Below are 266 nucleotides of genomic sequence, written 5' to 3'. Positions count from 1 at the left end.
GCGTCGTCTTCCTCGGCGAGAAGCTTGGATTGGTGAACTGGCTCGGTGTGGAGATGATTGCGGGTGGGGCGCTGTTGCTGGCGCTGTTCTAGCCGTTCGCCAGCTTTCGCAAGATTGCAGCCGTTTCCTCGTCGGCGGGGAAGAAGGATTCGATTGCCAGTTCCGAGAGCGTGACATCGACAGGCGTGCCGAACACGGTGGTGGTCGAAATCAGCGATAGCGTGCCTGCGGCGGTGCGCAGCCGTAGCGGCACGGCGATCCCTGAA

The 266-nt window shown here is 62.0% G+C and carries 1 pseudogene; it reads right to left on the bottom strand.

The window, feature by feature from the left end:
• Window positions 1–88: 88 nt before the first annotated feature.
• A pseudogene (locus SB764_RS41030) lies at window positions 89–266 on the bottom strand (transcriptional regulator); the annotation flags it as partial.

Source organism: Paraburkholderia sp. SIMBA_027, assembly GCF_046535315.1.
Classification (GTDB): domain Bacteria; phylum Pseudomonadota; class Gammaproteobacteria; order Burkholderiales; family Burkholderiaceae; genus Paraburkholderia; species Paraburkholderia tropica.
Note: the sequence above shows the minus strand (reverse complement) of the source record. Positions and strands in the feature narration are given on the sequence as shown.